The organism is Achromobacter sp. ACM02 (assembly GCF_014851605.1).
In the GTDB taxonomy this organism is placed as follows: Bacteria; Pseudomonadota; Gammaproteobacteria; order Burkholderiales; family Burkholderiaceae_B; genus Achromobacter; species Achromobacter aegrifaciens.
Window position 1 is genome coordinate 449202 of record NZ_JACUZY010000006.1, and the last position, 24159, is coordinate 473360.

Sequence of the window (24159 nt, forward strand, 5' to 3'; positions counted from 1 at the left end):
ATGAAGACCATCAAGCCGTTCCGCCTGGGCCTGCTTACCCGCCCCTACCGCTGGCAACGCCGCGACGTGCTGGGCGTGGCGGTGTTCGCGCTGGTCGATATCGCGCACGCGCCCACGCTGCTCATGGACCAGGAGCTTTGGAAGCTGGCAGGCGCCGAAGCTGGCGGCCTGCTGGACCTGGCCACGCCCAAGCTGTGTCCGGAAGTGCTGGTCGCCGGCCACGCCTATCCGCATGATCCCAAGAGTCCCGGCGCCTGCGCCGTGCGCCTGAAGGTGGGCGCGATCGACAAATCATTGCTGGTCTTCGGCGACCGCTACTGGCTCGATGGCAAGGCCACCGCCCCCCAGCCCTTCGAGCGCATGCGTCTGGACTGGAGCCACGCCTACGGCGGCCCCGGCTGCGCAGAAAACCCGCAGGGCATAGGCGCGCAGGAAGAGGACGTCAACGGCGTGCGCGTGCGCCGGCTGCCCAACATCGAACACCCGCAGGAACGCGTCGCATCGCCCTCCCAGCGCGTCGCGCCCGCCGGTTTCACCGCCATGCCCATGGACTGGCCGCAGCGGGCCGCGCTGCTGGGCCGCCAGTATGGCCAGCAGTGGCTGGAACATGACTTCCCGGGCTTCGCGTCCGACATGGACTGGCGCTTCTTCAATGCCGCCCCGCCCGACCAATGGGGGCCCGCCAATTCGGCGCTTGCCGGCGGCGCCGACTATGAACTGTGGAACATGCACCCTGAACGCGAGGTGCTGCGCGGCCGCCTGCCCGACTGGCGCGCCCGCTGTTTCTTCAGCCGCCAGGCCGATGGCAGCGCGCTCGAGGAAGTCGCGTTGCGCCTGACCACGGCCTGGTTCTTCCCCGACCGCACGCAGCTGGCGCTGATCTGGCATGGCGCGCTGCCGGTGCGCGAAGACGATGCGGCAGATATCCTGCACATCATGCCCGCGCTGGAACACGCCGGCCAGGAGCGCGACGTGGCGCATTACCAGACTGTGGTGGGACAGCGCCTCGATACCGAGCTCGGCGCGGTCCATGCCCTGCTGGATGCCCAGCTCGTACCGGAAGACATCTGCGGCGAGCTGCCGCAGGCGGCCATGGAAGCCACGGCCCAGCGTCCGTCGAACCGCAACCTGCATGCCGGCGCCGCACGGCGGCATGCCCGCGAGCGCGAATCGCTGCTCGCCCAGGGCCTGGATCCCGATCTGTACATGGTTCCCCTGCAGCCGCCGCCAAAGGCGCCTAACCTGGCCGATCTGCCGCAGACCATCCTGCGCATGCAGCGGGAGCTGGAAGAGGCCAAACGCCTGTCGGGCGGTCCCGGCGCGCGCGCGCTGGCCGATCCCAACCTGCCCTCCATGGCCGCAGTCTCCGGGGTAGACATGGACGCACTGCGCAAGCTGGAGGATGACGGCAAGCTTCCCGCCGGCTTCGACCCACGCAAGGTGAAGCGGCACATCGCCGACTTCGATGCCAACCCGCACACGCAGGCCGAGCGCGGTGCGCCGGATGCACCAGGCGTGCCGCCCCCGCTCAGCCAGACCCTGGGTCCGCAGGTGCATCAGGCCTATCAGCAGTCGGCGCATCAGTTCGCGCCGCCCCCGCCCATGCCGCCGTTGCGCGCACGGCGCACGCGTTCGAAGCTGGAAGCGCGCCTGAAAGGCAATCGCGATTGCCGCGACATGAACCTGACTGGCGCGGACCTGAGCGGCATGGATCTTTCCGGCGTCGACTTCCAGCGCGCCATCCTGGCCGGCGCCAATCTCGCCAACGCGCGGCTGGACGGCTGCAACCTCACCGACGCCGTGCTGGCAGGCGCCGACCTGGCGCGCACCAGTATGCGCGGCGCCGATATGTCGCGCGCGAACCTGGGCCGCACGCAGTGCGTGCAGACGGACTTCACCGAAAGCCGCATCAAGGAAACCATCTGGGACCATGCCAACTGCGAAGATTGCAGCTTTGCCGGCAGCGTCTGGTTGCTGGGACGCCTGCATCAGGCGCGCTTGCGCGGCTGCGACCTGAGCGGCGCGTCTTTCGAGCAATGGGCCGCGATGATGGCCGCCTTCGAGGATTGCCGCTTTCACCAAGCGCGCTTGAATCAATGCGTGTTCATGCAGGGCACGATGGCGAACGCCGACTTCTCCGGCGCGGACTTGCTGCGCGTCAGCTTCATGGACGTGGAGTTCTCGGGCCGCCATAGCATGGAGAACGCCACGCTCGATGGCTGCGCCTACGCGGGACGCGTAGCGCTTGCCGGCGCCTGCCTGCGCGGCATGCGGTTCAAGGTGGGCAGCATGCGTGGCGCGATGCTCGATCGCGCCGACTTGCGTGGCGCGCAAGTCGCCGCCAGTGACTTTTCGAACTGCAGCCTGCGGGAGGCAGACCTCAGCGGCATGGCCGCCCCCGACACCCACTTCGTGCGCGCCGATTTCACCGGCGCGCGCCTGCGCAACGCCAACCTGATCAACAGCCTGCTCGGCAAGGCCATCCTGCTGCGCGCCGACCTGACCGGCGCCAACCTCTTTCGCGCGGATGTCGCGCAGGCGCAGATGAACGGCAGCACCGGGCTGGACGACGCCCATACCCAGGGCGCCAAGCTCTGGCCGGCCCGGCAGCCGGAGAACGCCGCATGAACCTGGATCAGTTGCTGGACCAGGTGCGCCACGGCGAGCCGATAGCGCACCGCAGCCTGGCGGGCCGGGACCTGCGCGGCCTGGACCTGGCGGGCGCGTTCTTCGACCAGGTGGATTTGAGCGGCGCCAGGATGAGCGGTTGCCAGTTGCAGGACAGCCAATTCCTCAACTGCGTGCTGACTGGCGTGGTCGCCGCGGACGCCAATCTGGATATGGCCCGGCTGTTCCGTTGTCAGGCCCGCGGGGCGGTGCTGGACCGCAGCCACGCCCATGGCGTCAGCTTCACCGAATGCGATCTGGGTCAGGCCAGCCTGGAAGGGGCCGAGCTGAAGGAAGCGGCGTTCAACTCCACCTCGCTCGAAGGCGCCTCCTTGCGATCCGCCCGCGTGGAACGCTCGGTGTTCTCGCGCGGCGTGCTGACGCGCGCCGACCTGTCGCAGGCCCGGATGAGCTACACCCTGTTCCACCAGCTGGACCTGCGCAGCATCGTGCTGGCGGGCGCCGGCGCGGAAAGCACCATGTTCATCGAATGCGATCTGACGGCGCAGGACTTCTCCTCGCAAGCCTACCCGCTCTGCCATTTCACCGACAGCCAGCTGGACGGCGCGGACTTCCGCAATGCCGACCTGCGCCAGGCCGGCTTCAAGGGCGCGTCGCTGCGCGGCGCGCGCTTCGCTGGCGCGTCGGCCCCGCAGTGCTTGTTCCCTCAGGCCGACCTGAGCGGCGCCGACCTGCAGGGCGGCCGTTTCGACGGCGCCATCTGGGCCGAGGCGACGCTGGACGGCGCCTCCTTGCGCGGCGCCAGCCTGTCGCTGTGCATCTTCCAGCGCGCGCGTTGCGCCGACACCGATTTCCGCGGCGCCAACCTGGCCGACGCCGACTTCTCGCTGGCCGACCTGGGCGGGGCCGACCTGCGCGACGCCACCTTCCTGCGCACGCGCATGCATCGCGCGTTGACCCAGGGCACGCGTTGGACGCAACGCCGCGGCATCATCGAAAACGACGCGCCCCTGCTTGAAGCCGAACTCTGGTCGGCCGGACGCGCCTCCCTTTGACCCCACGCGGCATCGCCGCCCCCTCGCCGCCTAAGGAGATCAACATGCTCGCAGTCTGCCAATTGCCCAGCCTGGCCGTGGGTGTTCCCGACGTCTGCAAGACCCCGGTGCCGCCGGTGCCGCACATCGACACGGCGACCTCGTCCATGGGTATCCCCGTGGTCTGGAATGTATGGCTGATGGCAGCGCCGGTGCACAACATGGCGACGGTGATACCGGTCACGCTGGGCGATACCGCCGGCGTGGGCGGCGGCCTGATCTCGCAGACCTTCATGGGCCAGTCGCGCTACATGACGGGCGCGTTCACCATGCTGGTGCGCGGCGCGCCCATCGTCCGCATGACGAGCCTGACGCTGCAGAACACCATCAATGCGCCTGGCGTCAAGGTGTACTCGCCCCAGCCGGTGATGGTCGTGCTGACGGCCTGAACAGGCCGTCAGCGCCTACAGTTCGCCGTAGGAGTGCAGGCCCGACAGGAACATGTTCACGCCCAGGAAGGCGAAGCCGGTGATCAGCAGGCCCATCAGCGCCCAGTAGGCCGCCATGGTCCCGCGCAGGCCCTTGATCAGGCGCATGTGCAGCCAGGCCGCGTAGTTGAGCCAGACGATCAGCGCCCAGGTTTCCTTGGGGTCCCATTGCCAATACGCGCCCCAGGCGTCGGCCGCCCACAGCGCGCCCAGGATGGTGGCGACGGTGAAGAACGCGAAGCCAATCGCGATGGCGCGATACATGATGTCGTCCAGCACTTCCAGCGAGGGCAGTGCCGCGGCGATGCGGCGGCGTCCCAGCAGGATGGCGCCCACGATCACCGCGCCCACGCCGAAGTACAGCATCCAGGTGGCCGACAGGCCATCGGTACGGAACACCATGGGCTCGGCGCACAGCAGCACGCCCAGCACGAACAGCGGCGCCAGCTTGGCCCAGGACGTGGTCTGGCCATGTTGTTTCACCAGGTAGGCAAAGCCCACCATGGCGGCCAGCGAGAAGGTGCCGTAGCCAATGAAATTGGCCGGAACGTGCAGCTTCATCCACCAGCTCTTGAGCGCCGGCACCAGCGGCTGGATCTGCCCGGCGTCGCGCGTGAAGGAGTACCACAGCAGGAACACCACGGCCGACGTCACCACCAGCATCACGAAGCCGCCCAGCGCGCGCGTGGCGTACTTGCGTTCGTAGTAGAGGTAGAACAGCGCCGTGATCAGCGCAAACAGCACGAACACTTCATACAGGTTGCTGACCGGGATGTGGCCCAGGTCCGGGCCCATCAAGTGTCCTTCGCGCCAGCGCACCAGTAGGCCCGTGACGCCGGCGAACACCGCGCCCCAGCTCAGCGCCGTGCCCAGCCAGGCGGCGGTAGGGCTGAAGAAGCCGATCCAGTAGCAGACCATGGCCAGCGCGAACAGCGCGCACATCCACAGGATGGCCGACTGCGACGAGAACAGGTACTTCAGGAAGAACACCTGCTCGGCCCGGGCCAGGTCGTTGCCGTACAGCATCAGCGCCAACCCCGCCGCAATGGCACAGGCGACCATCAGGTGGCGCAGCGGGCGCCACAGCCAGCCCATCCAGGCCAGCACCGGGACGGTGCCGCACAGGATGATCTTCTCGTAATAGTCCATCGCGTTGCTGTAGCGGGTCAGCGCGAATCCCGCACCCACCGCCAGCAACAGGAAGAAGACGACGTCGGTCCAGTCGGGCCTGCCGCGCTGCGCGCGGCCGTCGCCGGTTTCGGACAGGGCGTCCTGCCAAAGTTGATCAGGCGAGGCAGCCAACGTTTGCGCCGGCGCGGGATGCGTAGTGGTCGTAGTGGACATAGGAAACCTTAAGACCTCTTCTGGCGCAGCAGCGCCTGCTTGAAGCGTTCAAACTCCTGGTTGAAGTCGAGTGTACGCTTCTGGGACGTCATGGCCGCCAGGACGCTGCTGCCGCCGCCTTGCGGCTTGATCCAGATCCAGATGCGGCGGTCTCGAATATAGAACATCGAGAACACGCCCAGGACCAGCAGCAGGCTGCCCAGGTAGACGGTGTTCTTGCCGGGCGTGCGGCTGACCTGGAACACGCTGGCCTGCACGTGCTTGAAGTCCGCGAGCGACAGGAACACCGGCGCCGGATAGACGGTCAGGTCCGACAGCGCGGCCACGGACAGGCGCGACCAGACGGCGGCGCGTTCGGCCTCCGGGCCCTCGGTGGCCACGGGGGGCAGGCCGGCGCGCTCGCGCTCGATGGCGCGCAACTCGTTCATGCTGGCGCCGATCAGGCGGATCACCACGTCGGCTGCCCGTTCCAGGTCCTGCGGCGGCGTATTGGCCTGCAGGAACGCCGCCACGGCTTGCAAGCCGCCGGAGGCGAAGGTTTCCAGGGCGCGCTCGGCTGCCGTCTGCAGGGGCTGGCGATCCGTCCCCGCCGGGCTGTTGCGTTCCGCGAAGCGGCGCGCGGCCTCCTGGCGCGCTGCGGGGTCGGCCAGAGTCGCGCGCAGGCGCATGAATTCGGCGATCGAGCTGTCGTCGTCCGCCGGAATGCGCAGGTAGCGGAACGGCTCGGAGGCGTTGTTGCGCACTCCGGCCAGGAACACGGCGGCGCCGTCCAGCTCGACGGGCAGCATGTAATTCTGGAATTCGTGGGCTTGGCCCGCATCGTCGATCAGCTTGTATTCGACGCTGGGACCGACGTTGCGCAGGTTTTCGTTCTTTTTGCCTGCGGCGCTGCCGGACACCGACGCGACATGGTCGGCAAAGCTCTGGTTGCCGCCCTTGGGCACGCCGCCGGTCAGATCCTCGACGTTGATGGGCCGCAGGGCCGTGATCTCGATCCCCATGCTGCGCGCGCCGCGGGCAGTGTGAGCGGTTACTTCGCTGGTCTTGCCCACCGTACCGTCAACCGCGAAGGTAGCGGCGTCAGATCCTACTAGCGGATAGCCTTTCAGCGTCACCGCGCTGCCGCCGTCGTCGAAGCTGGATTGGTAGACCGTCATGCCCTTGAAGCGCAGCGGCTCGTTGACCTCGATGGTGGAATCGAAACTCTTGCCGGTGTCCGGGTCGGTGACCTCGACCTCGCTGGCGAAGCGGCTGGGCATGCCGGTGGAGTAATAGTCGACCACGAACTTCTTGAGCTTCAGCGTGAAGGGCATGGGCTGCACCAGGGCGCCGTCGCCCACCATCACGACCGCCGTGCTGGCCTGGCCGCCCTCGGGCACCAGGACGCTGGCGCGGAAACTCGGGTTGTCGACCGACAAGCGGCCGCTTTCCGGCACTTCCGAGATCAGCATGTTTTCGACGATGGGTTTCTTACCACCGAACATGACCTGCAGGCGCACCGGCAACTCGCTGTCCAGCAGGCCGCCGATGCAGATGATGACCATGGCGGCGTGGGCGAACACGTAGCCCAGGCGGTTGGCGCTGCCCTTCTTCGCCGCCAGCAGCACGCCATCCGCATCCTGGCGTTCGCGCACCGCATAACCCAGCCGGCCCAACAGGGATTTGAGGCCCGCAGCCGTCTGCGGCACGTCGGTGGGCTCTTCGGTTTCCACCCGGTGCGGGAAGGCGCGCAAGCTGCTGGCGCGCACATGTTCGCGGAATGAGCGCGCATCGCGCAGCATCTTGGGCGCGTTGCGGATCAGGCAGACCGAGGTCGACACGACCAGGAACCCCATGATCAGCAGGAACCACCAGCTGTTGTAGACGTGCCAGATGGAGAACTTGTCGAACACTTCGAACCAGAACGGCCCGAATTGATCGATGTAGTTGTTGGACGAGCGGTTCTGCTGCAGGACGGTCCCGACCAGGCTCGCCACGCAGATGAACATCAGCAGGCTGACGGCGAAACGCATCGAACCCAGCAATTCGAAGAAATCGCCGGGCAGGCTGCGCAGGGAAGGACGGGAGTGTGTACGGGTCGAATTCATGAAAAAAGGGGGGCCGCGCTATCGGCTACCCCCCTCATAGACAGCGCGCGGCGGAAGCAGGTTCCGCTGCGCTGAGTTTGCAGAACGCGGACCAGCCGCGCGCGTGGCGGGCTGGCGCCTACCGCAGACCGGCGGCGTAGTCCGACACGGCCTTGATGTCGGCGTCCGACATGCGGTCCGCGATGGCGAACATGACGTCGTTCTTGCGGTCGCCGCTGCGGAACAGCTTCAGCTGCTCTTCAATGTACATGGGGAACTGGCCCGACAGCCGGGGGTACTGGCTGGGAATGCCCGCGCCATTGGCAGAATGGCACGAGGCGCAAGCCGGAACCTTGCGATCAGGCAAACCGCCGCGCCAGATCTTTTGACCCAGATCAACCAGCTTCTCCTGGCCGGCCGTGGCGGGCTCCTTGAGCGGCTGCTGCGCCAGGTACAGCGCGATGTTCTGCATGTCGGCGGGCGTCAGGTTCTGCGCCATGGCCGTCATCGGGGTGGGATTGCCGCCCGCGCCATTGCGCACCGGCAGCTTGGCGCCGGGCTTGACCTGGAAGTCGGCCAATTGCTTGGCCAGGTACTCGTGGGACTGCGCGGCCAGGTTGGGGTTCACCGGGATGGTGCTATTGCCCGCCGCGCCATGACAGGACGCACAGGCGATGATGCCCCTGGCCGCATCGCCCTGGTCAAACAGCTGTCCGCCCTTGGCGGCATCTGGTTTTACCGGGCCCGCGGCGCCTTCGGCGGCGAAACTCGTAGTAGATAAGGCGGAGGCGCCGAGCAACAGCCCGCTCGCAACCAACATCCGGGACAGCACACGCTTCATGAAGACCTCGACGATCGCATCGATCAAGGCGCAAAAAGGCGCCCACGCCTGCCCGCACACCCTGGAATACCGTATCGAACCTGTTTTGCCTTCCTGCCTGCGATGTTGCTGCGAACTTGCCGGATAAAGCGTTCAGCAAGCGAAACAGTAAGCAAAAAAGACGGCTCCGCGCACGGGGACCACTGTTGCAAACGCCGGATTATACAATAGGGCTCGAAACCAACCGTATCCAAAGCCACCCGTGTCCCTCCTACATCGCGCCTCTTTCCTCACGTCCGCGGCTCGCCTCGACCAGTTGCCGGCCGCCGGCGCTCCCGAGGTCTGCTTTGTCGGCCGCTCCAACGCCGGCAAATCCACGGCCATCAACGTGCTGTGCAACCAGCGCCGCCTTGCCTTCTCCAGCAAGACGCCGGGCCGCACGCGCCTGATCAATATGTTCAGCCTGCCCGACCCGCTGGATCCGGAAGGCCACATCGGCTATCTCGTCGACCTGCCCGGCTACGGCTACGCCTCCGTGGCCCGCGACGAAAAAGAAAAATGGGCCGACATCCTGGGCGGCTATCTGCGCGACCGCGAATCGCTGGCCGGCATCGTGCTGCTCATTGACATCCGCCGCGGCGTCACCGAACTGGACCGCCGCCTCGCCAACTTCATCGCCCCCACCGGCCGCCCGGTGCTGGCGCTGCTGACCAAGGCCGACAAGCTGCCCTACGGCCAGCGCGTGCGCACCGTGTTCTCCGTGCGCAAGGACCTGGCCGATATCGGCGCCCTGCACACCATCCCCTTCTCGGCGCCTGAACGCATCGGCCTGGAAGAGGCCGGCGCGCACATAGAAAACTGGATTTCACCCAAGGTCGTACCATGAACCCGCAGATCATCTCCCCTGAATTCCCGGTATCCCGCCCGCGCCGCCTGCGCCGCGACGACTTCACCCGCCGCCTGGTGCGCGAAAACGCCCTGACGGTCAACGATCTGATCTATCCCGTGTTCGTGGCCGAAGGCACTGGCCTGCAGCAAGCCGTGCCGTCGCTGCCGGGCGTGGTCCGCTATTCGCTGGACACGCTGCTGCCGGTGGCCCGCGAATGCGTGGACCTCGGCATTCCCGTGCTGGCGCTGTTCCCCGCCATCGACCCCTCGCTCAAGACGCCCGACGGCATCGAAGCCACCAACCCCAATGGCCTGATCCCGCGCGTGGTGCGTGAACTGAAGAAGCACGTCCCCGAACTCGGCATTCTGTGCGACGTGGCGCTGGACCCCTACACCAGCCACGGCCAGGACGGCGTCATCGACGAGAACGGCTACGTCATCAACGAAGCCACCGTCGAAATCCTGGTCAAGCAGGCGCTCACGCAAGCCGAGGCCGGCGTCGACATGGTCGCGCCCAGCGACATGATGGACGGCCGCATCGGCGCCGTGCGCCGCGCGCTGGAAGCCAACGGCCACATCCATACGCAGATCATGGCCTACTCCGCCAAGTACGCCAGCGCCTTCTACGGCCCGTTCCGCGACGCCGTGGGCTCGGCCACCAACCTGGGCAAGTCCAACAAGATGGCTTACCAGATGGATCCGGGCAACCTCGACGAAGCCCTGCGCGAAGTCGCCGCCGACCTGCAGGAAGGCGCCGACATGGTCATGGTCAAGCCCGGCATGCCCTACCTGGACGTGCTGCGCCGGGTCAAGGACACGTTCCGCGTGCCCACCTTCGCCTACCAGGTCAGCGGCGAGTACGCCATGATCAAGGCCGCCGCCGCCAACGGCTGGCTGGACCACGACAAGGTCATGATGGAAGCGCTCCTGGCGTTCAAGCGCGCCGGCGCCGACGGCATCCTGACGTACTTCGCGATCGAAGCCGCGAAGCTGCTGAAGAGCCAGCGTTAAGCGCTTGCGGCATCGCGGGCCAGGCCACCATGGGCCGCCCGCGACGCCTGCCGCAAATCAAGTCTTGGCGGCCGCATTGCGGCCCGCTGCCGGCGCCCCGCGCCGCAATCCCAGCCAGGTTCCCGCCAGCACGCAGGCCAGTCCCGCGACGTGCGTGGGCGTGACGTGCTCGTCCAGGAACAGGGCCGCGAACAGCAGGCCGAAGATCGGCAGCCAGTTCACGAACAAGGCTGCCCGGCTGATGCCCAGCCGCGCGATGCCGGCATTCCAGACGATGTTGCTGACGCCCGAGGCGATCACCGCGGAAAACAACAGCACCAGCCACGGCCACCACGTCATCTGCCAGGTATCGCCCTGGTAGGACGCGGGCGTCAGCGCCGCGTGCACCACCAGCATCAGGCCGCCGGCCAGGTACATGTACCAGAGCATGCCCAGCGGATCCATGCTGCGCGACATGCGCTGGATCACCAGCCCGCCGCAGACGAACACCAGCACCGCCACGAACACGATCGCATCGCCCCAACCCGTCAGGCCGATCCGCGCGCCGCTGCCGACCACCACCATGCCCACGCCCAGGAGCCCCAACAAGGCGCCGGAAATGCGCACGAGCGTCAGTTTCTCGCGATAGAAGATGGCCGCCAGCAACGCCGACAGCAAGGGGCTGGTCGCCATGATGAGCGTGCCGTTCGCGGCTGACGACACCCGCAGGCCTGTCACCAGTGCAATCTGGTGCGCGTACACGACCAGGAAGCCCGCCAGCGCAACCCAGCCCAGCTCCGCGCGCCCGAGGCGGGGGATGCGGCCGCGGCGGGCCTTGATGATGAGGGTGACTGTGATGAACGCAATGACGATGCGCACGGCCGCCAGGGCCTGCACATCCATGTGCAGCGTCAGGTACTTGACCGAGACGATGTTCAGGCCCCATGTGGCCATGACGAACATCAATTGAAGATAGATAAGACCTGTGCGGTCCTGGCTTGCATCAACTGTCGGGGACGTCACGGGCGCCGGCCTGGAAGGGGAATGGGACGCGCCGCCCACGCGGCGCCGCGGACATGGTATCGCGCCTGGGGCCTGGACTCAATGCGCGCCGAGGTATGCGGCCCGCACGTTGGGATCGCGCAGCAGTTCCGCGCCCGAGCCGCTCAGGGTGATGCGGCCGGTCTCCAGCACATAGGCCCGGTCCGCCACGCCCAACGCCTGGTTGGCCATCTGCTCCACCAGCACGATGGTCAGCCCGTCGTCGCGCAGCTTGCAGATCGCCGCGAAGATGTCCTGCACGATCAAAGGCGCCAGCCCCAGCGAGGGTTCGTCCAGGCACAGCAGGCGCGGTTCGCTCATCAGCGCGCGCGCCATCGCCAGCATCTGCTGCTCGCCGCCCGACAAGGTGCCGGCCAGCTGCTCGCGCCGTTCGCGCAGCCGCGGGAACAGCCGGTAGCCGCGCTCCACGCCTTCGGCCACTGCCGCGGGATCCCTGCGCCGGATGTAGGCGCCCAGCACCAGGTTGTCGTAGACGGTCTGGTCCGCGAACACGCCGCGCCCTTCCGGCGACAGCGCCAGGCCCAGGCCCACGCGCTGATGCGCCGCCACCTGCGTGATATCGCGCCCGTCGAAGGTCACGCGTCCGCCCTGCAAGGGCTCCAGGCCCGCCACGCCCTTCAAGAGCGTGCTCTTGCCCGCGCCGTTAGCGCCGATGATGGTCACGATCTCGCCCGCGCGGATCTCCAGCGACACATCGCGCACCGCCTGGATCGCGCCATACGAAATCTGCACGGATTCTAGTTTCAGCATCGTCTTACGGCCTGTTCCTACGCCTATGGCCTGGCCTCAGGCCATGCCGGTTCCCAGATACGCCTCGATCACGCGCTTGTCCGCCTGCACCTGGGCGGGCTTGCCCTCGGCGATCTTGATGCCGTAGTCCAGCACGATCACGTGATCGGAAATCGCCATCACCAGATCCATATGGTGCTCGACCATCAACAGCGTGATGCCGCAGGACTCGCCGATGCGCACCAGCAGCTCGCCCAGTTCCGCGGTCTCCTGCGGGTTCAACCCGGCCGCCGGCTCGTCCAGCAGCAGCAAGGTCGGTTCGGTGGCCAATGCGCGCGCCAGTTCCACCCTGCGCTGCAGGCCATACGGCAGGCTGCCCGCCGGCGTATCGGCCAGATGCTCCAGGCCCACCATGCGCACCAGGCGATAGGCGTGCTCGCGCGCGCGGCGCTCCTCGGCCCGCGCACGCGGCAGTCCCAGCAGCGAAGCCCAGAAGCCGTTCTTCATGCGGCTGTGGCGGCCCAGCAATACGTTATCCAGCACCGACAGCTCGCCGAACAGGCGCAGGTTCTGGAAGCTGCGGCCGATGCCCAGCTTGCAGATCACATGCGGCCGCTCGCCCGCGATATCCGTGCCCTGGAAGCGGACCACGCCCGCATCCGGCAGCACCACGCCGCTGAGCATGTTGATGAGGGTGCTTTTGCCCGCGCCGTTCGGTCCGATCAGCGCATGCACGTGGCCGCGCCGCAGGCAGAAGGAAATGTCCTGCGCCGGCTTCACGCCGCCATAGGCCTTGGAGAGGCTCTCGACCACCAGCAGCAGGTCTTCTTGCGCCCCAACGGCCTGCTTGGCCGCGGGCGGGGCCGCCGCCTCGCCCGCGCCTTGCGGCCGCGCATCCGCGACCCGCTGCGTGCGGCGCGAGAACAGTCCCATCACGCCGCCTGGCATGAAGTACAGCGCGAACAGCAGCAATGCGCCGTAGAAGAAATGCTGCACCGAGGGCCAGCGCGCCAGCATCGCGTCGATGATGGTCAGCGCAATCGCGCCCACGGCCGGCCCCGCCTTCGAGCCTGCACCGCCGAACAGCACCAGCAGCAGGATGAAGATCGACAGGTTGAAGCCGATGAAGTCCGAGTTGATGTACTGGTTCTGCTGCGCCACCAGCGCGCCCGCAATGCCGCAGGTCACGGCCGCCACCACGAAGGCGATGACCTTGGCGCGATACACGCGCACCCCGACGGAAGACGAGGCGATCTCGTCGGCCTGCACCGACAGCAGCGCGCGCCCGAAGCGCCCGTCCAGCACGTTGCGCAGCAGGAGCTGCGTCGCCACGCACAGCACCAGCGCGAACCACACCCACTGCTGGTTGGTGAACGGGTTGCCGCCCCAGGTCAGCGGCATGATGCCGAACAGGCCCGAAGGGCCGCCAAACACGTCCACCCATTCGGTGACGATCTTCTCCATGACGATGCCGAAGGCCAGCGTCACCATGGCCAGGTAAGGCCCTTTCACGCGCAGCGACGGCAGGGCGATCAGCACGCCGAACACGCCGGCCACCACGGGCGCCGCGGCCAGGGCCAGCCATGGATCGACTTGCCAGCGCGAGGTCAGCAACGCCGCCGTGTAGGCGCCGGCTGCAAAGAGGCCCGCCTGCCCCAGCGACTTCTGTCCCGCATACCCCACCAGCACGTTCACGCCCGCCGCGCACAAGTAGTACACGCAAGCCATGAACACGATGCGCAGGTAGTAATCGTTGTCCACCAGGGCGGCGAACAAGGCTAGCGCCGCCGCGAGCGCCACGGTTATCAAGGTCTGGCCGTGCCGCTTCATACCTTCTCCGCCAGACGCTTGCCGAACAGGCCGGTGGGCTTGACCGCCAGCACCAGGATCACCAATCCGAAGATCGCCACTTCACGCCATTGCGACTGCCAGAGGTTCACGTAGGACTCCAGCAGCCCCAGCACAAAGCCGCCCAGCACGCAGCCGCGCGGATTCGACAGGCCGCCTATCATCGCGCCGGAAAAGCCCTTCAGGCCGATGGCCAGGCCCATGAATATCGAAGCCGACGTGATCGGCGCGACCAGAAAGCCCGCCAGCCCGGCCAACGCCGAACTGGCGAAGAAGGCGCCGGTCATCACCGCGTTCACATTGATGCCCATCAGGTTGGCGACCGCGGGATTGGCGGCCACGGCCCGCATCGCCTTGCCCAGCACCGTGCGGTTCATGATGCGGTCGAACAGCACCATCACCACCACCGCCACGGCGAGCAACAGCAGTTCCTGGCTGCGCACGCCCGCGCCGAACACGCGGATCACGTCGTCGCCGAAGGGCGCCGGCACCGTGACGGGCGCCGGTCCCCAGACCGCGAACGCGGCGCTCTGCAGCAGGATGCCAAAGCCGAGCGTGCTCATGACCCACGCCATGCCCGGGCGCGAAGCGAACGGCCGCACGCCGAACACGTATAGCAGCACGCCCAGCATGCCCATCACCAGCACCGCCGCAAGCCCCGCCAGCAGATACTCCCAACCGCTCAATTCCAGCCCCGTGAAGGCCGCGGTGGTGACCGGCTTGCCGGCAAACAGGAACAAGGCGCCTACCCCGATGAACGCGCCCACGGACACGAATTCCCCATGCCCGAAGTTGAGCGTGCGCGTGGTCGTGAACGTGATGCTGAAGCCCAGCGCCACCAGCGCATAAGCGCCCCCCACTGCTAGCCCGCTGACGAGCGCCTGCAACAATGTCACCAACATGATGGCCCCTTATGCCTGTCGCTGTCCTGCTGCTACTTGGCGACGGCGACGGTCACGTCGTCGGCGTAAGGCACCAGCTTGCCGTCCTGCCAGTGCGCCCACTTGTAATCGCTTACCAGCAGCGCATCGTGCACCGTGGCCGAGAATGGCTTGGTGTAGGTCTTCATCGCGCCTTCGTAGGTGCCATCCAGGTTCTCCAGCGCCAGGCGCACCTTCTCGCCATCGGTGGAGTTCGCCTGCTTGATCGCCATGCCCAGCAGGTTCATGCCGTCATAGGCATGCGCCAGGAAGCCGAACGCGGTGGGCGAGGTCATCTTGGCCGACACGCGGTCATACAGCTTCTGCTGCGCGGCCGTGCGGTTGTCGGTGATGGTGCGCAGGAAGAAGGGCTTCTCCGACAGCGTCTTGCCCGCCGTATCGTAGAAGGCGATATTGTCCGCCGCCCACGAGGTCAGCGTCAGCGGGAACCAGTTGATCTTCTCCATGCTGCGGAACACGTGCGCGATCGGCGTGCTCTGCGCCCAGATCACCACCGTATCCACGCCCGCCGCCTTCAGCTTGTTCAGCTGCGACGTCATATCGGTATCGGCCACACCGAACTTCTCGACCGCCACGGCCTTGACGCCTTGCGCCGCGCCAACTTCCTCCAGGTCCTTGAGCGCGCTCTGGCCGTAGCCGGTGGTCTCGATCATGAAGCCTACATTCTTGACCTTGGGATTCTTCTTCAGGTAGCCGATCACGCCGTCCACCTGTTCGCGGTCCACCATGCCAACGCGGAACATGTAGTTGTCCGCGCCCGCGCGCATGGGCTTGGTGATGTCGGTGCCGGAACCGATGGCGCCCATGACGGGGATCTTCTTCTGGTTCGGGATGTGCTTCCAGGCCAGTGCGTTGCCGGAATTGGTGGGACCAACGATGGCCACGACCTTCTCGTTATCGATCAGGTCCGCCATGTTCTGGATGGACTTCGGCGGCTGCGACAGGTCATCGCGCACCACCAGCACCAGCTTGCGGCCGAGCAGGCCGCCATTGGCATTGATGTCGTCAATGGCCGTGCGCAAACCCAGCACCGCGGCCTGCCCGCTTTGCGCGGACGGCGAAGCCGACAGGTCGCCGTTAAAGCCGATCTTGATGTCCTGGGCGTAGGCCTGCGCGCCCACCGCCAACGCGCACAAGACGGCCGCCTTGGACAAGGTGGAAAAAATCCCCGTTGCTTTCATCGTTGTCTCCTGTGTTTTTCAGATGTGCTGCACGTCGATGATTCTTTTTTCTGCCTCTCGCCCGTGGAGCCTGGCGCTATACCGCGAGATAGCCGCCGTCCACCGGCAGGGACACGCCTGTCACGTACTGCGCCATCGGCGAAGCCAGGAACACGGCGGGTCCCACCAGGTCTTCGGGCTGTCCCACCCGTCCCAGCGGAATGCGCTGCATGAAGTTCGCCAGCCGGGCGGGATCGTCCCGCGTGTACTGCGTCATCGGCGTTTCGATGACGCCCGGCGCAATGGCGTTGACCCGTATGCCGTCGGGCGCGAGGTCGCGCGCCATGGCCTGCGTCATCATCTTCACGCCGCCCTTGGACGGCGAATAGCCCAGGGTGGCGCCTACCCCGGCGAACGACGCGATGGAGCCGACGTTGATGATGACGCCGCGCGTGGCGCGCAACGCCCCCAGGAAGGCGTGGATCATGTTGAAGCTGCCGTTCAGGTTCACGTCCAGCACGCGACGCCAGTTCTCGGCGGCGCGCGGGCTGTCTATGCCTTCGCGGATCAGGATGCCGGCGTTGTTGACCAGCACGTCGATCGGCCCCACTTCCAATTGCACCTGCGCCGCGACCGCCGCGCATGCCTCGGGGTCCGTCACGTCGAGCGCGTGGCTCCAGGCGTCGCCGCCGGTGTCGATGATGGCGCCTGCCGTCTGCGCGGCGTTGTCGGCCTGCACGTCGGTCGCCACCACGCGCGCGCCCGCGGCCGCCAGGCCCAGCGCCAATGCCCGTCCGTTACCCTGCCCCGCTCCCGTCACCAGGACCAGCTTGCCCTGCAGCAGTCCCGCCGGCGCGGCACTCATGCGGCCGCCTGCGCGGAAGCGTCCGCCTGCACGCGCGCTGCGGCCTTGCCGGCGGCGGCAATGCTCTGGCCCGCGATATAGCCGAAGGTCAGCGCCGGACCCAAGGTGATGCCCGCGCCCGGATAGTTGCCGCCCATGATGCTGCAGGCGTCGTTGCCCACGGCGTACAGGCCGGGTATGACCGCCCCCAGTTCGTTCAGTGCGCGGCCCTGGCCATCGACCTTCAGGCCGGCGAAAGTGCCGATGTCGCCGATCATGACCTTGATCGCGTAGTACGGCCCTTTCACGATGGGCGCCACGCAGGGATTCGGGCCATGCAGCGCATCGCCCTGATAGCGGTTGTAGGCCTTGCTGCCCTTGCCGAATTGCGGATCGCGGCCCAGCGCCGCCTCCCGGTTGTATGCTTCGACCGTCTGACGCAGGCTGCCGGCATCGATGCCGGTCTTCTGCGCCAGTTCCGCCACCGACGCGCCGCGAGTCAGATAGCCCGTGTCCAGATAGCGCTTGATGGGCAATGGGAACGGCGCCACGCTGCCCAGACCATACTTGCGCAGGGTCTTGTGGTCGCAGATCAGCCAGGCGCAGGTCTCGCCCTGCCCCTCGCATGCGCGCACCATCTCCTGCACGAAGTCGTGGTACGAACTGCCTTCGTTGGTGAAGCGACGGCCATTGCGCGTGACGGCGATGACGCCCGGCTTGGCGCGGTCGATGAAGTGCGGCATGTAGCCCGGGCTGCCGTCCTTGCGCGTCACCACGGACACCGGCACCCATGCCGCGGCATTGGGCAAGGCGGTGTTGACCTGCCCGCCCGCGCTCTCGGCCAGGCGCAGCCCGTCGCCGCTATTGCCCGTGGGCGACGGAGAGTAGTGTTCCGTGCCGTTGGGTGCGTGTGCATACAGCTGCTTGCGGCGTTCGATGTCGTACGGAAAGCCGCCGGAAGCCAGCACCACGGCGCGCGCGGCGCGCACGCGCACGGCCGCGCCATCGCGCTGCACGACCGCGCCGCGCACGGCGCCGTCTTCGATGATGAGGGACTTGGCCGGCGCGTTCAGCCACAGGGGCACGCCCAGCTTGAACGCGGAGGCCGCCAGCCGGCCCGCCAGCGCATTGCCGTTGGTCAGCGTCATGCCGCGGCCATGCTTGGCCACGTCCAGGAAATGCCGGGTCAGGCGCTTGGCCACGTACCAGGCCGAGGCCAGCGAGCGCGTGACCCGCATGAAGTGCACGATCTCCTTGCCCGAGCCCAGCATCATGCCGAACACAGTCAGCTCGGGCAGCGCGGGCGCCAGGTCCCTGACGTGGGCGCCGAGCTTGCGGCCGTCGTAGGGCCGCGCCACCATCGAGCGTCCGCCCTGCTTTCCGCCGGGCGCTTCCGCGTGATAGTCGGGGAACACCAGCGGCATGTCGAACTGCACTTCGGTGTTCGACGTGAAGAAGTCCACGGCGCGCGGCCCCTGCTCCAGAAAGGCATCCACTCGTTCAGCGTTGTAGCTGTCGCCGGCTTCGTGGCGCAGATAGGCGCGGCCTTCGTCCGGCGTTTCATGGATGCCCTGCACCTTGGCCAGCGAGGTGCCCGGTATCCACAGCCAGCCGCCGGAACGCGCGGTGGAGCCGCCGAAGCGCGGCTCTTTTTCAACGATAAGGACCTTCAGGCCTGACGTTGCCGCGGTGATTGCGGCAGCCATGCCCGACGCGCCCGACCCGACCACCAACACGTCGCAGTCGTATTGACGAGAATCTTCCACGTTGTCTCCATACCCTTGGGGCGGCTTGCTCCCGATCGCAAAACCGGGGCAGCCTTCTTATTCTTTCGACTGTAGAGAACGCATTTGATAATGTCAATATGGTTCACGATTAGCGAAAGTACTAACATAGGCAATCTCATTCGATAAAAGAAAATGGCCACCAGACCCAGCTCCGGCAAGCGCAATGCCGATCACGCTCCTGCCTCGCCGCCGCGCAGGCGCGGCATCCAGTCCATCGAAGTCGGCGGCAAGATTCTGCTGGCGCTGCTGGAACACTCGTCTTCGTTGCCGCTGGGCGCGCTGGCCAAGGCCGCCGGCATGTCGGGCGCCAACGCCCACGCCTATCTCGTCAGTTACGGCAATCTGGGCCTGGTCAGGCAAGACCCGAACACCGGCGAATACGAGTTGGGGCCGCTCGCGCTGCAGCTGGGGCTGGCGGCGCTGCACCGGCTCGATCCCATCAAGATCGCCATCCCCATGACGCGCGAGTTCGCCGAAAGAACCGGACAGACCATCGCCATCGCGGTGCTGGGCAACCTGGGGCCAGTCATCGTTCACCTGCACGAATCCAACTACCCCATCCACGTCAACATGCGCACCGGCACGGTCATGTCGCTGACCAACACGGCGACGGGCAAGGTGTTCGCGGCGCTGCTGCCGCCCAAAAAAATAGAAAGCCTGTTGCATGAAGACCATCTGCGCCTGGGCGCCGTGCCTTCTTTGGGCAAGACAGAAAAGTTCGAACGGACCCTGCGCGAAGTCCGCCAGCGCGGCGTCGCGCGCGCCATGGGCGACCCCATCCCCGGCATCAACGGCCTGAGCGCCCCCGTGTTCGACTCCAACGGCAACGTGGTGCTGGTGATCACAGCCATCGGCGCAGCCGGCGTGTTCGACGTGCGCTGGACCAGTCCGTTGATCGATGACATCAAGCGCTGCGCCGACGCCATCTCGGCTGAACTGGGCTGGCAGAACCACGACGTGCGCGCGACGCGCCAGGGCTAGCGTCCGCAGAACAGAAAGGCCACGCGGCAAAAAAAGGCCGCTGCACGGTCGGTTCCACGCAGCGGCCTTTTGTATGGCGGATCACGCTTGCGGCAAAGCCGCGCGCTTCAGCGCAGCAGGACCTTGTCCAGCGATTCAGTAAAGCGCTTGGCGTCCTGGAAGCCCACCACGCGCGCCTCGGGCAGCTCCTTGCCACCCGGTTCGAAGAACATGATGCCCGGCGGGCCGAACAGGCGGAAGCGCTTGAGCAGCGCGCGGTCATCGGCGTTGTTCGCGGTAACGTCGGCCTGCACCAGCAGCATGCCCGACATGCGCTGCGCAACGCCCGGATCGGTAAAGGTGAAGCGCTCCATCTCGCGGCACGACACGCACCAATCGGCGTAGAAATCCAGCATCACCGGCTGACGGCTTTGCGCCAGCAAGGCGTCCAGTTCCGCGTTGTTGCGCACGCGGGTGAAGTGCACCTCGCCGCTGCTGGCCGCCGCGCCCACGGGCGCATCGCCGCGCGCCGCCAGGTGCGACAACGGCTGCAGCACGTCGCGTCCGCCACTGGCCGCGCCGATCAGCCAGGCCGCGGCCGCCAGCGCCAGCAACAGGCCCACACCCTTGCCGAACATGCGCGCAGCGCCCGCGCCATCGGGCAAGGCATCGAACGCCCGCAGCATCACGGCGGCAACCACGGCCAGGAAAGCCCAGCCCGTCATCTGCACCCAGGTCGGCACTACCGGGATCAGCATCCACCAGGCGGTCGCCAGCAAGAGCATGCCGAACAAGCGCTTCACGCCGTCCATCCAGGGACCGGCCTTGGGCAGCAAGGCGCCCGAGGACGCCCCCACGATCAAGAGCGGCACGCCCATGCCCCAGGCCATTGCGAAGAGCGCCGATCCGCCCAGCACCACGTCCCCGGTCTGCGAGATATACAACAGCGCGCCCGCCAACGGCGCGGCCACGCAGGGGCCGACGATCAGCGCCGACAAGGCGCCCATCACCAAGGCGCCGGTGTAGCGCCCGCCCGGAATGCGCGCCGAGCGCTGCGACAGCCAGCCCTGGATGCCGGCAGGCATCTGGAACGTGAAGGCATCGAACATGGCCAGCGCCAACACAGCCAGCAGGATGGCGAACAGGGTCAGGATCCAAGGCGTCTGCAGCCAGGCGGCGAGTCCGGCCCCGCTCAATCCGGCCGCCACGCCCAGCGCGGTGTAGACGACGGACATGCCCAGCACATAGGTCGCGGCCAGAGCCAGGCCGCGGCCGCGCGACGGCTTGGCCTGCGCGGCCCCGCCGAGCACGATGGAGGACAGGATGGGAATCATGGGCAACACGCAGGGCGTGAATGCCAGCAACAGGCCCAGCACCAGGAACACGCCGGCGGTCTTTACCCAGCCCAGGCCGCCCAGGGCGTCGGCCAGGCCGGTGTCGCCCGCGTTGACCAGCGCGCCGAGCCCGCTGGATGCGCCAGACGCGGCGGCCGGGATTCCTCCCGGTCCAGCCAGTGCATAGCCACCTGCCACCGGCGTGAGTTTCACGCTGCTGTCCATGGGCGGGTAGCACAGCCCCGCATCGGCGCAGCCTTGCGCGGTCAGGGTCAGGGTGAAGGGCTGTCCGCCCGCAGCCACCGGCACGCGGATCACCACGTCCTGGTGGAAGACCTCCATGTCCTTCTCGAAGGTCGGGTCGTACTTGACCTCGCCCTTGGGATAGACGGCTTCGCCCAGCTTGGCGGCGCCGATGGGACTGATGGTGATGCCGAAGCGCTCGCGGTACATGTAGTAGCCGGGCGCGACGCGGTAGCGCAGTTCCAGCGTTTCAGGCGCCACCATCTCGGCGCTGAACACGAAGGCCTTCTCGGGCTCCAGGAACTCGGCCTCGGCGCGCGCGGCAGCCTGCCAGCCCAGCAACAGCAGCATCATGGCCAACAAGGCCAGCCACTGCCTGAAGAAGGCGCGCGGCGCGCGGGACTCGCGCCGGAGCGCGCCGATACCGACTAGTTGCAACATCAGTCTCTCTTGTTCTGCGTGACGGCCGTCTGTTCACGCACCCAGTCCAGATAGGGCGCCGCGCCGCCAATGACAGGCAGCACGATGATCTCGGGCACATCGTAGGGATGCATCTGCGCCAGGGCCTGCACTACGGCCTGGTGGCGCGCGTATGTGGTCTTGATGTGGATGGGGATTTCTTCCGCCCCTTCGACCTCTCCTTTCCACATGTAGATGGACAGGCCCGGCGCGCCAAGGTTCACGCAGGCGGCCAATCCGTCTTCGACCAGGACATGCGCAATCCGCTTGGCCAGCAGCAGGTCGGGCGCATTGCTGATGACCAGCACAACGTCGTCATCTCGCAACATGGAGGCTCCTCGGGATACCCGTATGGGACGTAACTCGGGGTATTTTATCGGTATTGCGGCCATCGTCCGGATCCGCCGGGCCTGAACGCGCCGCCATGCCACCCGCACCCACCGAGGCACGCATGTCCGATAACTGCCTGTTCTGCCGCATCGCCCGTCACGAAATCCCCGCGCACGTGGTCCACGAGGATGAACGCCTGCTGGCCTTTCTCGATATCCACCCGGTGCGCCCCGGGCATGTGCTCATCATCCCCAAGCAGCACTATCCCTATTACGAGGATATGCCGGCCGACCTGGCAGGCAGCATCCTCAACCTGGGCCAGAAGCTCGGACGCCACATGAAGCGCCTGTATGACGTGGAACGCGTGGGCTTCGCCTTCACCGGCATCCACGTGGCGCATGCGCACGCCCACGTCATCCCCATGCATCACCCGCAGGACGTCACGTCCACCCAATACATCGAGCAGCAGGACCTGACCTTCAAGATGCCGCCGCAGCCCGCGACCGAGGCGCTGGCCGCAACGGCGGCGCAACTGCGCAGCGAGCTGCACGCCTCGTAGCGCGCGGCGGCCGCACAAAAAAACAAGGGCGGGTCCGAAGACCCGCCCTTGTCGCTTATCGAGCTACCGAAATTATTCGGCGCTGTCCTCAGCGGCTTCATCGACTTCCGGACGGTCAACCAGTTCCATGAAAGCCATGGGAGCGTTGTCGCCTTGACGGAAGCCCATCTTCAGCACGCGGGTGTAGCCGCCGTTACGGGCCGCGTAGCGCGGGCCGATTTCGGCGAACAGCTTCACCACCGCATCGCGATCGCGCAGACGGGCAAAAGCCAGACGCTTGTTCGCGAGCGTGGGCTCCTTGCCCAGCGTGATCAGGGGTTCGATGACGCGGCGCAATTCTTTCGCCTTCGGCAGCGTGGTCTTGATGGCTTCGTGGGTGATCAACGAAACGGCCATGTTGCGGAACATGGCAAGACGGTGACTGCTGGTGCGGTTGAGCTTACGCAAGCCATTACCGTGACGCATGATAAGTTTCCTTTGAATCTAAAGATGGCGTCAGCCATCGGGTTGCCGGCTCTTCTATCAACCTGCAATCAGGCCGCGGTCCGGTAGAAAACGGTGCATTTTACGACGGTTTCGCAAACTGGCCGGCGCGAGGCCGGCTGCCTGCGGGAACCGCCCCTTTCCAGAGGCGGCACCCTTTCAAGACTTAGGGACGCTCCAGGCCCAGGGGGGGCCAGTTTTCGAGCTTCATGCCCAGCGTCAGGCCGCGTGCGGCCAGGACTTCCTTGATCTCGTTGAGCGACTTGCGACCCAGGTTCGGGGTCTTGAGCAGCTCGTTTTCGGTACGCTGGATCAGGTCGCCGATGTAGTAGATGTTTTCGGCCTTCAGGCAGTTGGCCGAACGCACGGTCAGTTCCAGGTCGTCGACCGGGCGCAGCAGCACCGGATCGATCTGCGGCGTGCCGCGGACCGGGGCTTCGTACGAATCGCCAGCGCCTTCCAGGGCGGCGAAGACCGAGATCTGGTCCATCAGGATGCGAGCCGACTGGCGCACCGCTTCCTCGGGCGAGATAACGCCGTTGGTTTCGATGTCCAGGACCAGCTTGTCCAGGTCGGTACGCTGTTCCACACGGGCGCTTTCAACCGCGTAGCTCACGCGGCGGACCGGGCTGAACGAAGCGTCCAGAACGATGCGGCCGATGGTGTGGGTGCGGTCTTCCGACAGCGCGCGCACGTTGCCCGGCACGTAGCCGCGGCCCTTTTCAACCTTGATCTGCATTTCCAGCTTGCCTGCATCCGTCAGGTTGCAGATGGCATGGCCGGGGTTGATGATCTCGACGTCGTGCGGCAGCTCGATGTCGCTGGCCAGCACGGTGCCCGCGCCGGTCTTGCGCAGAACCAGGGTCACTTCGTCGCGATTGTGCAGCTTGAAGACCACGCCCTTCAGGTTCAGCAGGATGTCGACGACATCTTCGCGAACGCCCGGGATGGTCGAGTATTCGTGCACCACGCCCGTCATCTGGACTTCGGTGGGCGCGTAGCCGGTCATCGAAGACAGCAGGATGCGGCGCAGGGCGTTGCCCAGCGTGTGACCGTAGCCACGCTCGAACGGCTCCATCACGATCTTGGCATGGTGCGTGCCGACCGGTTCGACTTCAATGGAGCGCGGCTTCAGGAAACCTTGAGTGGACATTTACTGTGT

At 66.6% G+C, this 24159-nt stretch carries 21 protein-coding genes; 7 read left to right on the forward strand and 14 right to left on the reverse strand.

Going from position 1 to position 24159, the window contains the following annotated elements:
* The 3 genes from IB258_RS21315 to IB258_RS21325 are packed head-to-tail and all read left to right on the forward strand — an operon-like array spanning position 1 to position 4111.
* Complete coding sequence (locus IB258_RS21315; protein ID WP_192353169.1) at positions 1-2628, forward strand: DUF2169 domain-containing protein; 2628 nt, start codon at positions 1-3, stop codon at positions 2626-2628.
* Complete coding sequence (locus tag IB258_RS21320) at positions 2625-3683, forward strand: pentapeptide repeat-containing protein (protein WP_192353170.1); 1059 nt, start codon at positions 2625-2627, stop codon at positions 3681-3683. The genes IB258_RS21315 and IB258_RS21320 overlap by 4 nt, the downstream gene beginning before the upstream one ends.
* 44 nt (positions 3684-3727) lie before the next feature.
* Entirely contained in the window at positions 3728-4111 is a 384-nt protein-coding gene (locus IB258_RS21325) for a DUF4150 domain-containing protein (RefSeq protein ID WP_054457232.1), read from the forward strand.
* A 15-nt stretch (positions 4112-4126) separates the two neighbouring features.
* Here IB258_RS21325 and ccsB read toward each other — a convergent pair whose 3' ends face one another.
* The 3 genes from ccsB to IB258_RS21340 form a co-directional block, all read right to left on the reverse strand.
* A complete protein-coding gene (gene ccsB / locus IB258_RS21330; protein WP_054457234.1) occupies positions 4127-5494 on the reverse strand; it encodes a c-type cytochrome biogenesis protein CcsB in 1368 nt (455 codons plus the stop codon).
* Positions 5495-5502: 8 nt separating this feature from the next.
* Positions 5503-7581: a cytochrome c biogenesis protein ResB gene (locus IB258_RS21335; RefSeq protein ID WP_175160055.1), complete on the reverse strand. Its 2079-nt coding sequence runs from the start codon at positions 7579-7581 to the stop codon at positions 5503-5505.
* A 118-nt stretch (positions 7582-7699) separates the two neighbouring features.
* Complete coding sequence (locus tag IB258_RS21340; RefSeq protein WP_042797483.1) at positions 7700-8401, reverse strand: c-type cytochrome; 702 nt, start codon at positions 8399-8401, stop codon at positions 7700-7702.
* 241 nt (positions 8402-8642) lie between these two features.
* Between IB258_RS21340 and yihA the strand changes: the two genes are divergently transcribed.
* Both yihA and hemB read left to right on the forward strand, forming a co-directional pair.
* On the forward strand, positions 8643-9266 hold the full coding sequence (gene yihA / locus IB258_RS21345; RefSeq protein ID WP_042795930.1) for a ribosome biogenesis GTP-binding protein YihA/YsxC: 624 nt from the start codon (positions 8643-8645) through the stop codon (positions 9264-9266).
* Positions 9263-10279, forward strand: a complete 1017-nt coding sequence (hemB, locus tag IB258_RS21350) for a porphobilinogen synthase (protein ID WP_054457239.1) — start codon at positions 9263-9265, stop codon at positions 10277-10279. Before yihA ends, hemB begins: the two co-directional genes overlap by 4 nt.
* Before the next feature lie 57 nt (positions 10280-10336).
* Here the strand turns inward: hemB and IB258_RS21355 are convergent, their stop codons facing one another.
* The 7 genes from IB258_RS21355 to IB258_RS21385 all read right to left on the reverse strand — a co-directional run bounded on the left by IB258_RS21355 (position 10337) and on the right by IB258_RS21385 (position 18608).
* On the reverse strand, positions 10337-11221 hold the full coding sequence (locus IB258_RS21355) for a DMT family transporter (protein WP_119449922.1): 885 nt from the start codon (positions 11219-11221) through the stop codon (positions 10337-10339).
* A 138-nt stretch (positions 11222-11359) separates the two neighbouring features.
* Entirely contained in the window at positions 11360-12070 is a 711-nt protein-coding gene (locus tag IB258_RS21360) for an ABC transporter ATP-binding protein (RefSeq protein WP_054457241.1), read from the reverse strand.
* A 36-nt stretch (positions 12071-12106) separates the two neighbouring features.
* Complete coding sequence (locus tag IB258_RS21365; protein ID WP_054457244.1) at positions 12107-13879, reverse strand: ATP-binding cassette domain-containing protein; 1773 nt, start codon at positions 13877-13879, stop codon at positions 12107-12109.
* The gene (locus IB258_RS21370) at positions 13876-14799 is read right to left on the reverse strand and encodes a branched-chain amino acid ABC transporter permease (protein ID WP_192353171.1); all 924 of its coding nucleotides are present in this window, start codon (positions 14797-14799) and stop codon (positions 13876-13878) included. Before IB258_RS21370 ends, IB258_RS21365 begins: the two co-directional genes overlap by 4 nt.
* A 32-nt stretch (positions 14800-14831) precedes the next feature.
* The gene (locus IB258_RS21375; protein WP_119449743.1) at positions 14832-16019 is read right to left on the reverse strand and encodes an ABC transporter substrate-binding protein; all 1188 of its coding nucleotides are present in this window, start codon (positions 16017-16019) and stop codon (positions 14832-14834) included.
* A gap of 76 nt (positions 16020-16095) precedes the next feature.
* Positions 16096-16863 carry an SDR family NAD(P)-dependent oxidoreductase gene (locus IB258_RS21380; RefSeq protein ID WP_054457250.1) on the reverse strand — a complete coding sequence of 256 codons (768 nt, stop codon included), beginning with the start codon at positions 16861-16863 and terminating at the stop codon, positions 16096-16098.
* Complete coding sequence (locus IB258_RS21385; protein WP_054457252.1) at positions 16860-18608, reverse strand: FAD-dependent oxidoreductase; 1749 nt, start codon at positions 18606-18608, stop codon at positions 16860-16862. Before IB258_RS21385 ends, IB258_RS21380 begins: the two co-directional genes overlap by 4 nt.
* A 153-nt stretch (positions 18609-18761) precedes the next feature.
* Here IB258_RS21385 and IB258_RS21390 point away from each other — a divergent pair, with 153 nt between their 5' ends.
* Complete coding sequence (locus IB258_RS21390; RefSeq protein ID WP_082401217.1) at positions 18762-19610, forward strand: IclR family transcriptional regulator; 849 nt, start codon at positions 18762-18764, stop codon at positions 19608-19610.
* A gap of 107 nt (positions 19611-19717) precedes the next feature.
* Here IB258_RS21390 and dsbD read toward each other — a convergent pair whose 3' ends face one another.
* Positions 19718-21607, reverse strand: coding sequence for a protein-disulfide reductase DsbD (gene dsbD / locus IB258_RS21395; protein WP_156337431.1), 1890 nt, complete (start codon positions 21605-21607; stop codon positions 19718-19720).
* Positions 21607-21954 carry a divalent-cation tolerance protein CutA gene (gene cutA, locus IB258_RS21400; RefSeq protein WP_054457254.1) on the reverse strand — a complete coding sequence of 116 codons (348 nt, stop codon included), beginning with the start codon at positions 21952-21954 and terminating at the stop codon, positions 21607-21609. The genes dsbD and cutA overlap by 1 nt, the downstream gene beginning before the upstream one ends.
* Positions 21955-22076: 122 nt before the next feature.
* Here cutA and IB258_RS21405 point away from each other — a divergent pair, with 122 nt between their 5' ends.
* Positions 22077-22514, forward strand: coding sequence for an HIT family protein (locus IB258_RS21405; RefSeq protein ID WP_054457256.1), 438 nt, complete (start codon positions 22077-22079; stop codon positions 22512-22514).
* A gap of 72 nt (positions 22515-22586) precedes the next feature.
* On the opposite strand, the gene rplQ is transcribed toward IB258_RS21405, so the two are convergent.
* Positions 22587-22979, reverse strand: a complete 393-nt coding sequence (rplQ, locus tag IB258_RS21410; protein ID WP_006389635.1) for a 50S ribosomal protein L17 — start codon at positions 22977-22979, stop codon at positions 22587-22589.
* Between the two features lie 184 nt (positions 22980-23163).
* Positions 23164-24150 (reverse strand): DNA-directed RNA polymerase subunit alpha, encoded by a 987-nt coding sequence (rpoA, locus tag IB258_RS21415; protein ID WP_006216514.1) that lies wholly within the window; start codon positions 24148-24150, stop codon positions 23164-23166.
* Between the last annotated feature and the right edge of the window lie 9 nt (positions 24151-24159).

Excerpts from the sequence above, each read along its gene's own strand:
- IB258_RS21405 (WP_054457256.1), top strand. The coding sequence starts at position 22,077 with ATGTCCGATAACTGCCTGTTCTGCCGCATCGCCCGTCACGAAATCCCC.
- IB258_RS21335 (WP_175160055.1), bottom strand. The coding sequence starts at position 7,581 with ATGAATTCGACCCGTACACACTCCCGTCCTTCCCTGCGCAGCCTGCCC.
- IB258_RS21380 (WP_054457250.1), bottom strand. The coding sequence starts at position 16,863 with ATGAGTGCCGCGCCGGCGGGACTGCTGCAGGGCAAGCTGGTCCTGGTG.
- rplQ (WP_006389635.1), bottom strand. The coding sequence starts at position 22,979 with ATGCGTCACGGTAATGGCTTGCGTAAGCTCAACCGCACCAGCAGTCAC.
- IB258_RS21320 (WP_192353170.1), top strand. The coding sequence starts at position 2,625 with ATGAACCTGGATCAGTTGCTGGACCAGGTGCGCCACGGCGAGCCGATA.
- rpoA (WP_006216514.1), bottom strand. The coding sequence starts at position 24,150 with ATGTCCACTCAAGGTTTCCTGAAGCCGCGCTCCATTGAAGTCGAACCG.
- IB258_RS21325 (WP_054457232.1), top strand. The coding sequence starts at position 3,728 with ATGCTCGCAGTCTGCCAATTGCCCAGCCTGGCCGTGGGTGTTCCCGAC.
- hemB (WP_054457239.1), top strand. The coding sequence starts at position 9,263 with ATGAACCCGCAGATCATCTCCCCTGAATTCCCGGTATCCCGCCCGCGC.
- IB258_RS21370 (WP_192353171.1), bottom strand. The coding sequence starts at position 14,799 with ATGTTGGTGACATTGTTGCAGGCGCTCGTCAGCGGGCTAGCAGTGGGG.
- IB258_RS21375 (WP_119449743.1), bottom strand. The coding sequence starts at position 16,019 with ATGAAAGCAACGGGGATTTTTTCCACCTTGTCCAAGGCGGCCGTCTTG.
- IB258_RS21355 (WP_119449922.1), bottom strand. The coding sequence starts at position 11,221 with ATGTTCGTCATGGCCACATGGGGCCTGAACATCGTCTCGGTCAAGTAC.
- ccsB (WP_054457234.1), bottom strand. The coding sequence starts at position 5,494 with ATGTCCACTACGACCACTACGCATCCCGCGCCGGCGCAAACGTTGGCT.
- IB258_RS21360 (WP_054457241.1), bottom strand. The coding sequence starts at position 12,070 with ATGCTGAAACTAGAATCCGTGCAGATTTCGTATGGCGCGATCCAGGCG.
- IB258_RS21365 (WP_054457244.1), bottom strand. The coding sequence starts at position 13,879 with ATGAAGCGGCACGGCCAGACCTTGATAACCGTGGCGCTCGCGGCGGCG.
- IB258_RS21390 (WP_082401217.1), top strand. The coding sequence starts at position 18,762 with ATGGCCACCAGACCCAGCTCCGGCAAGCGCAATGCCGATCACGCTCCT.
- dsbD (WP_156337431.1), bottom strand. The coding sequence starts at position 21,607 with ATGTTGCAACTAGTCGGTATCGGCGCGCTCCGGCGCGAGTCCCGCGCG.
- cutA (WP_054457254.1), bottom strand. The coding sequence starts at position 21,954 with ATGTTGCGAGATGACGACGTTGTGCTGGTCATCAGCAATGCGCCCGAC.
- IB258_RS21315 (WP_192353169.1), top strand. The coding sequence starts at position 1 with ATGAAGACCATCAAGCCGTTCCGCCTGGGCCTGCTTACCCGCCCCTAC.
- IB258_RS21340 (WP_042797483.1), bottom strand. The coding sequence starts at position 8,401 with ATGAAGCGTGTGCTGTCCCGGATGTTGGTTGCGAGCGGGCTGTTGCTC.